The organism is Lactiplantibacillus sp. ME-2, from assembly GCF_022549155.1.
Classification (GTDB): Bacteria; Bacillota; Bacilli; order Lactobacillales; family Lactobacillaceae; genus Lactiplantibacillus; species Lactiplantibacillus plantarum.
In genome coordinates this window covers 48,272-56,841 of the sequence record NZ_JAKZEQ010000022.1, presented here as the reverse complement: position 1 = coordinate 56,841, position 8,570 = coordinate 48,272, and the positions used below count along the sequence as shown (strand labels likewise).

The following is an 8,570-nucleotide window of genomic DNA, read 5'->3' as shown; positions in this document are numbered from 1 at the left end:
TTGCCAATCAGTTAGCAGCTTAATTTAGTTGTCCAAACTTGTGGGTTCACTTCATGCGGATTTCGGTTACGCCTTTTAAAATATACGAATCAGCTTTGAACTAATTTGTCTTTTCAATCAATTTCATTGCTGCATCGTAAGCCCGATCATTATCACTGATCTTATTAGCTAATTCAGTCTCGATCTTAGTCAGTGTCTGTTTATCGACCTTGCCATTGACCGTTAACTTGGCATGCTTTTGATACTGCTTGACCGCACTGGTGGTTGAATCACCAAAGTAGCCATTAACGGTTCCTTTAAAGTAACCTAAGGCTTGCAAGTACTTCTGGAACGTCTTGACATTGCTATTGACCTTGTCAGCTTGTAAATCACTGACCTTGCTAATAACCGTCAAGCTTGCATAACTCGGCTCATCAGCTTTAACATCAGGTGTCAAGCCCTTCTTGTTGATCCAAGTGCCGTTTGGTGTCAGCCACTTCGCGACCGTGATCTTCATCTCAGTCTTATCATTAAAAGTCGTCACCGTTTGAACGGTCCCCTTACCATATGACTGTGACCCGACCAGTTTAACACCTGCCGATTGATGCAAGGCTGCGGAGAAGATTTCAGCTGCCGAAGCACTCCCACCATCAATTAAGACGGTCGTTGGCTTCGTTTCTTTAAAGCCACCATCATACTTCTTGGACGCCGTGTATTTTTCGGTCGAACCATCGCGTGCTTGGACCTGCATGATCGTCTTACCATTCTTCAAGAAGATTGAGGCCATCTTCAAGGCAGCCGTCATCAACCCGCCAGGATTACCACGCATATCGATGACTAACTTCTTGGCCCCCTTCTTATCGAGTGCCTTCAACGCCGTCTTAAATTCCTTAGCAGTATTCGTCGAGAAGGTCGATACCGTAATATAACCGATCTTCTTATCGCCACCGACTAACTTATAATCAACGGTCGTCACTGGAATCTTAGCCCGCTTCAAACTTACGGTAAAGGTTTGACCACTGCGTTCAATCGTCAATTTGACCGTCGTACCGATCTTACCACGCATCATGCTAACGGCTTGTGTCAAGGTCTTACCGGCCACTGACTTGCCATTGACCGCCTTAATAATGTCCTTCGGTTTCAAACCAGCTTTCTTAGCTGGCGTACCAGCAATTGGTGAAATAATTTGAACATAGTTGCCAGATTTTTGAACCTGGGCACCAATTCCAGAAAACGAACTGTCGATCGTGTCATTCAAGCTTTCCGTCTCGCTCTTGTCCATGTACTCGGAAAATTTATCACCTAACGAATTGACCATGCCGTTAATGGCACCGTTGGCCAACTTATTCGCATTGACCGGTTTGTAGTAATTCTCATTGATCGTTTCATAAACTGATTCGATCTTTTTCATTGCTTTACTAGTCTGCTGCATACTGCTGAGCTGGGCATTGACTTGCCGACCAATCAGCCAGTACGTCCCACCAACCCCAATGCCTAATGCGACGACAATGGAAATAATATAGGTCCATAGACCAACGCGTCGCTTGGGCCGGGGCACTTTTTTTATGTGCGGATTAGTTTGTTTGGGTTCCTCTGGCATACCGAACGTCCTCTTTCCTACAAATTAATTTAAGCTTCACTTGCCAAATAGGCTTGCCACGCGTCATCAAAGACCGTCATCGTTGGCAAATAACCAGCGTTCAATTCCAAATATTGTGAGAGTTCGTGAAAATCTTTACTCTGCTTTGGAAACGATTGATCCAAAAACGCATTATTGGCAAATTCGGCAATGGCATCGGTACTGTCTGGGTTCCGTTGCGTCATCAAGAATGTATAAAATGTTTTATGCATGAATTCACTCCTTAGTCACTAGTTTTTGGAATATGCATTTCGAACTTGAACTGATTATTCTTCAAATCAAGCTTATCTACACTATAACGAACATCATGTTTACCAACTAATTTATTCAAGTAGAGGTCGATTGTCTTCTTCTTGGCATTCAACTTGACCCACTTAGGTGTCTTGTAATTATTATTAATATAATTAATCACAAAGCTGATTGGCAAGGACATCGTCCCGACCGATAAATTGGTTGCTTTCAACGAAATATTGCCGTTATCGATGACACTTGGTTGCATCGTGATCACAAACGACACGTTCTGACCCAGTACCTGCGTCGTTCCGAGCAAATAAGCGCCGGTAGACCGGACCACGAAGCGATATTTCATGTCTTGGCCCTTTTGTAGATTATTCAAATAATAACTCGCAAGGGCGTTTAATTGTTTTCGATTCATTGTAATCGGCACACTAGCCGCATCCGTATTGCTTGCAGCCGTCAAACTAGTGCTTTCGCTAGGCGATCGTAAGACCTGGGTGCCGACGTAAGCACCGGTGCCGACAATCAACGCAATCAAGACAACGGCGACCCATTTCCAAACATTGATTGGACCATTTGTCTTCGGATTTTTAGGTGCTGATGCCTGCTTGTTTCGTTGTGCTTCCCGCATCTCATTAACTCCCTATTTTTTGATTAACCACGCATCATGGGCCATCATGGTCTGATACAGTTTGGTTGTAAACACACGATACCCCCGCTTATTGGGATGGAAATTATCAGCAGTCGAAATCAAATCATTCGTCTTGTTTTCCGCCTCTAAAACGCCAGTAATGGCCTTTGAGCTGGTTAAGCTAGTTAAGGTCGTGGCACTCGCTGCTTTCTTCAACTTGCGAATCTGGGCTGCCGTCTTGTACTGGCCGTGTGACATGGTCCAATTGATATCCATAAAATACGTGTGCTTGTATTGACTAACCGTCGTCTGTGTCTGATCATTCCACTGGCTAATGTAGTGCGTGATCGACGTCACATTTGGAAAGTTCACATAAATTGGATTATAGATGCTAAAGACAAAAACTGACGCAGTGCCATTCAAACTTTGTAATTTATTAAATAATTTAGTTAGTTTATTCGCATATAAAGTTTGCGCTTTAGCAACCGTCGCGTTATTTTTGGCCGTATTGTTAGAAGTTAGGGACCCTTCGAGCGTTTGCAAGAGGTCGTTACCGCCAACCGTCACGGTAATCACATCCGCCTTGGCAATTTTCTGTTGTAACACTTTCAACTTATTAATGCGTGCTAAAATCTGGTCACTCCGATCACCGGACTTACCAGCGTTCGTGGTCGTCACCTTCAGCTTTTGCTTAGTCGTCAACGTTTTTTTGATCTGACCAACGTAGCCACCCTCGGACTCATCGCCGACCCCTTCGGTTAAGGAGTCACCGACCGCGACCAAGTTGATTTTCGCCTTTTGGGGCGTCTTCTTGGCAGTGGTCTTTTTAGTCGTTGTTGGGGTAGTCGTCGCCGATTCATTTTGCGGATACAGCAGATAATTGACCCCGAAAAACACCCCGACCGATAACACCGCCACCACTAAAATGATTTTGATGGTTTCTTTAACTTTGGACATTGGCATCCAACCTTTCTTCACCGTTGAGCAGTCCATTTAATCAGAGCTAACTCATCTTTGAACAATAAAATGGTCACCATCCCCTGTTGGGACGATCACCATTTGCCATTAGTGCTCGTAGACAAGTCGCCTGTGGGACACCGCTCACTTTACGCTGGCGCTTGCGTATGATATTCCACGGCAAACGCACCCGGGCCACCATGGGTCGCAATAATTGGCACCGTTGGTTGAACACTGATCTTGAGACTTGGTAAAGCCGCTTGTAGGCGCGCCCGATATTCTTCCACGCGCTCCGTGGCGCCAACGTGAGAGATTGCAACTTCGGCGACGTTCGGCGTTGCAATAATATCGTCGAGAACCTTATCAAAAAACTTATTAATCGCCTTAACACCGCGCCCCTTCATCTTCACATCTAGGGTGCCGTCATCAACTTCCAAGGCAATCTTAACATTCAGTAGCGTACTGATTGCCCCCGTCAGACGACTGATTCGACCACCAGCAACGAGGTTATTCAGGGTCATTACGCCCATGAATAGCTTGGTATGGGCCTGAGTCGCATGAATCTGATCGATGACCGCCTGTTTGTCAGCACCACTCTGGGCTAACTTAGCAGCAGTCAAAACTTGAAAGGCCATCGCACGGTCGGTCGTCCGAGCGTCGATCACGGTGACATCGGTCTTCGTAATCGAAGCCGCTTGTTCCGCCGTGTGCACTGTTCCTGAAATGGCTTCGAGCATATTGATACAAATCACACTCGCGCCATCCGCACCTAACTTATCAAACGTTTCAATGAACGTTCCGAGTGCCGGTTGGCTCGTCTTTGGTAAAGATTTAGCCGTTGCCATCTTGTCAATAAATTCTTCACGCGTAATCGTTTCATCTTCCACGTAAATGGTGCCATCGATCATGACAGTCAACGGAATCACGGTAATATCGTATTTTTTTACCTCGGCATCCGTCAAATTTGCCGAAGAATCGGTCACAATCTTGATTTTCGTCATACTTTGCCACGCTTTCTTATACTTGTAACGTTTAAACGATCGTTACAATAAAATTAATGCTTTCAGTATAGCAGAAATCTGCCTGAGTTTCACGGTTGCCACTGAATTAACGACGGCGGAAATCATCAAATTCGTACGGATATTGATTTTTCTCATCCACCGTCCCAATTTGTTGGCTCACCAGCTGCCACTGCGTGTAATCTACGGCCGGCATCCAAGTATCACCATCAAACCTTGCGTTGATACGCGTCCGATATAAATAATCGGCCACCGGTAACACGGCTTCAAACACCACCGCACCACCAATGACAAAAATCGGTTCATCCGGATGGGCAGCCGCGAGTGTTTGGATCGCCGCCACATCTGCTAGTTGATGGACTTCCGGTGGCAACTTTAAATCAGACTGACGTGAGAGCACCCAATTGGTCCGCCGTGGGAGCGGGCGTTTAAAGCCCGCAAAAGTCTTGCGCCCCATCACGACATGGTGTCCGGTCGTCAGCGCTTTGAACCGCTGCATATCTGCTGGTAAATGCCAGGGAAGCTGGCCCTGGTTGCCAATCAGGCCATTTTGATCTTCTGCCCATATCAATGCAATCATTGCGGCCTCCTAAATCGCGACCGGCGCTTTGATTGCCGGTGCGGGATCATAACCACTGAGCTTAATGTCACTCATTTGGTAATCAAAAATACTGTCATGAGCCCCACTTAAAGTCAGCTGGGGTGCTGGCCGAGGTTGCCGGGTCAACTGCGTTTTAACTTGTTCCACATGGTTAGTATAAATGTGCGCGTCACCCAACGTGTGCACGAACTCGCCCACTGCTAGGCCCGTCTCCTTAGCAATCAGATGTGTTAGTAACGCATAACTCGCAATATTGAATGGCACACCTAGGAAGACATCGCCTGAACGTTGGTAGAGTTGGCAAGAGAGCTTACCATCCGCGACATAGAATTGAAACAGAGTATGACACGGTGGTAACGCCATGTTCGGCACATCTTCTGGATTCCAAGCGGAAACGATTAACCGCCGCGAATCCGGATGCGTCTTGATCATTTCAATCACATTGGCAATTTGATCGATCGTCTTTCCCTGACGCGTTTGCCAGTGACGCCATTGCGCACCGTAAACGTCACCCAAATTACCATACTTGGCCGCAAACGCGTCGTCTGTCAAGATCTGGTCATCAAAGGTCTGCATCTGAGCTTGATAAATCGACGCAAAATCGGGATCATCTAGCCGGCGGTGTTCAAAATTCGTCATATCAGGGCCGTCATAATCGGCACTCGTAACCCAATTTTTGAACGCCCATTCGTCCCAGATATGGTTGTGATGTTGCAATAAATACTGAATATTCGTATCACCATGCAAAAACCATAGTAATTCGCTCTTGATCAGGCCAAAGGGAACTTTTTTGGTCGTCAATAACGGGAAACCTTGACTCAGATCAAAGCGCATCTGATAACCAAACACACTGTATGTTCCCGTGCCGGTACGGTCATCCTTATACGTGCCGTGTTCTAAAATGGTGCGCGCGAGTTGTAAATAACTATCTTCTAACATGCGATCATCCTTTCAGGCTTCTGCATACTGGCTGAGGTAGTCCCAGCGATCCATCTTCTCATCAATCGTTTGTTCCGTCTTAGTCAATTCTTTTTGCAAATCAGCCAACTTGCCATAATCACTGGCATTGGCAGCCATCGCCGCTTCGATCTCACTCTTATGGCTATCCAATTGCTCGATAACCCCTTCGATCTTGTCGTATTCGAGCTGTTCCGCGTAAGTCAGCTTGACTTTGGCTTTCTTGGCCAATGGTGCGGTCGAGTCATCCGTGACCGGCTTAGCCGTAGTTTTTATCGCAGTGGCCTTGGCTGCGGGCTTGGCCGCGTCTTTTTGATCCTTCAAATAACTGGAGAAACGGCCAGAATAGCGTTCAATATGCCCCTGACCATCAAAAATCAGTAGTTTCGTGCCGACCTTGTCCAAAAAATAGCGGTCATGGGAAACGGTGATGACGGTCCCGGCAAAATCATCGAGGTAGTTCTCCAACACCGTTAACGTACCAATATCCAAATCATTAGTCGGTTCGTCCAATAAGAGGACGTTCGGCTGTTGCATCAACAACTTCAGCAAGTATAACCGGCGCTGTTCGCCCCCAGATAACTTGCGAATCAGCGTGCCGTGCATCGAACGTGGGAACAGAAACTCTTCTAGTAACTCAGTCACTGAAACATGCTCGCCCTGCTTATTCAAGACCGTCTCACCGACATCTTGCAAGTAATTAATGATGCGCTTGTCGCCCGGAATCGGTTCGGTCTGTTGAGTATAATAGGCCATCTTGACGGTCTCACCGATCGTCACGGTCCCACTATCAAGTGGCAGTCGACCCGCAATCACATTCAATAAACTAGATTTCCCGGCACCGTTTATTCCAGTGATGCCGATGCGGTCATTGGCTTGGATCAACATCGAAAAGTGATCCAGGATGGTTTGCCGATCAAACTGCAAGCTCGCGTCCTTTAACTCGATCACTTTCTTACCCAAACGCTGCTGACCGAGCGAAATATCAACATCGTTATCAACTTGGAGCGTATTCAAATTATCCTTCAAATCATTGAACCGATTGATGCGCCCCTGTTGCTTCGTGCTACGCGCGGGTGCTCCCGCACGCATCCAAGCCAGTTCCTTTTTGTACAGCTGCTGTTGCTTATGTTCAGCTAACACGTCACGGGCGACCCGTTCGGCTTTCGCTTGCACGAAATCTTGGTAATTTCCCGTATATTTATGCAGCTCGCCAAATGACAATTCAAACATCTGGTTGGCGACTTGGTCCAAGAAATACCGGTCATGGGTCACGACGATCAAAGCACCCTTATAACTAGCTAAATAGCTTTCTAACCACTCAATTGAGTCAAAATCAAGATGGTTGGTCGGTTCGTCTAGTAATAAAAGATCCGGTGATTGAATCAACACTTGCGCCAGGCCCACCCGCTTCTGTTGGCCCCCCGACATCTGACTGACGGTCTGCGTCAGGTCGGTAATGTGCAGTTGTGTCAAAATCGTTTTGACATCACTTTCAGCCGTCCAAGCATCCTCTTGGTTCATACGATCCTCAGCGGCCACGTAAGCTTTTTGGGTCGCTTGGTCTTCGGGATGATCAGCATAAGCGGCCAACGTTTGCTCGTAGTGGCGAATCGTTCGAAAGACTTGCTGACTACCGGCCAAAACGGCATCAATGACTGTCAGATTCTGGTCAAGTTCCGGCTTTTGCTTTAAATAACCAATCGTATAATTTTTGGGCATCACCAGTTGACCGGCTTCCGGTGCCGTAATCCCGGCTAATACGTCTAATAAATTCGTTTTCCCGGACCCGTTAACGCCAATGACACCAATCCGGTCATGTTCATTCACAATAAATGAAATATCGTGAAATAACGTCTTCTCACCATAAGTTCGGGTCAGATTTTCTGCTCTTAAAGTTTGCATTGTTACGATCCACCCTTTTTTTACATCATTAAGTTCTATCTTAGCTAGAATCGGCTTAAAACACAACTGACAAACGCGCAAATCAACGTTAATATTTCCTAACGATCATCGATTTGATTGGGGCGTGAGTCACAAAAAAACTCCTGAGGCTCACTCGGCCCCAAGAGTTGTTTGGCAACACCTTATTAGTTATGATCACCATAAACATCAAAGACGGTCCGTTCATCATCAACGACTAAGTGTAATTTTCCATCGCTGGCTAATGAGCTCGTCTGATAGATGTTGTCGATACCATCCGCATCCCGTGGCTTGAATGGCAAGTAAATTTGTTCACTACCACGTTCGTCGCCAAACAGGATGTCAATTTTTTCAATGTCTTGATAATGTGTCACCCGTTCAAACATCCCACTTGTCACGGATGATAGTTGGGTCGTGTCCGGATCGATCGCATCAGCGTCAGGTTTAAATTCAGCCTTAAATGATTTACAAGGATGAATGATGGTCATATGGCCACCCTTAATTCGACCGTAACTCGTCGTTACCCGGCCGATCCACAGGTCAGAGATATCTTGATGATGAACTGTCCAAGTGTCACCATTCCGAAAATGAAATTTCAATGCTTCTAATGCTCGTTCCATTCAAATC

At 46.3% G+C, this 8,570-nt stretch carries 9 protein-coding genes; all 9 read right to left on the bottom strand.

The genetic code is table 11. The features are described 5' to 3' along the window. Positions 1-100 precede the first annotated feature (100 nt). The 9 genes from MMY95_RS09370 to MMY95_RS09330 all read right to left on the bottom strand — a co-directional run bounded on the left by MMY95_RS09370 (position 101) and on the right by MMY95_RS09330 (position 8,563). On the bottom strand, positions 101-1,579 hold the full coding sequence (locus MMY95_RS09370) for a S41 family peptidase (protein ID WP_003640573.1): 1,479 nt from the start codon (positions 1,577-1,579) through the stop codon (positions 101-103). A 29-nt stretch (positions 1,580-1,608) separates the two neighbouring features. After that, on the bottom strand, positions 1,609-1,830 hold the full coding sequence (locus MMY95_RS09365; RefSeq protein ID WP_003640574.1) for a YozE family protein: 222 nt from the start codon (positions 1,828-1,830) through the stop codon (positions 1,609-1,611). Positions 1,831-1,841: 11 nt separating this feature from the next. After that, complete coding sequence (locus MMY95_RS09360) at positions 1,842-2,486, bottom strand: YpmS family protein (protein ID WP_085439335.1); 645 nt, start codon at positions 2,484-2,486, stop codon at positions 1,842-1,844. Between the two features lie 12 nt (positions 2,487-2,498). Continuing rightward, positions 2,499-3,464 carry an SGNH/GDSL hydrolase family protein gene (locus tag MMY95_RS09355; protein ID WP_241277616.1) on the bottom strand — a complete coding sequence of 322 codons (966 nt, stop codon included), beginning with the start codon at positions 3,462-3,464 and terminating at the stop codon, positions 2,499-2,501. Between the two features lie 128 nt (positions 3,465-3,592). Beyond that, positions 3,593-4,444 (bottom strand): DegV family protein, encoded by an 852-nt coding sequence (locus MMY95_RS09350; RefSeq protein ID WP_003640577.1) that lies wholly within the window; start codon positions 4,442-4,444, stop codon positions 3,593-3,595. 106 nt (positions 4,445-4,550) lie between these two features. Further along, the gene (locus tag MMY95_RS09345; protein ID WP_003640578.1) at positions 4,551-5,042 is read right to left on the bottom strand and encodes a dihydrofolate reductase; all 492 of its coding nucleotides are present in this window, start codon (positions 5,040-5,042) and stop codon (positions 4,551-4,553) included. 9 nt (positions 5,043-5,051) lie between these two features. Continuing rightward, a complete protein-coding gene (locus tag MMY95_RS09340; RefSeq protein WP_013355564.1) occupies positions 5,052-6,002 on the bottom strand; it encodes a thymidylate synthase in 951 nt (316 codons plus the stop codon). Positions 6,003-6,014: 12 nt separating this feature from the next. Beyond that, positions 6,015-7,925 (bottom strand): ABC-F family ATP-binding cassette domain-containing protein, encoded by a 1,911-nt coding sequence (locus MMY95_RS09335; RefSeq protein ID WP_024002767.1) that lies wholly within the window; start codon positions 7,923-7,925, stop codon positions 6,015-6,017. A 185-nt stretch (positions 7,926-8,110) separates the two neighbouring features. Beyond that, entirely contained in the window at positions 8,111-8,563 is a 453-nt protein-coding gene (locus MMY95_RS09330) for a hypothetical protein (protein ID WP_003640581.1), read from the bottom strand. Positions 8,564-8,570 lie beyond the last annotated feature (7 nt).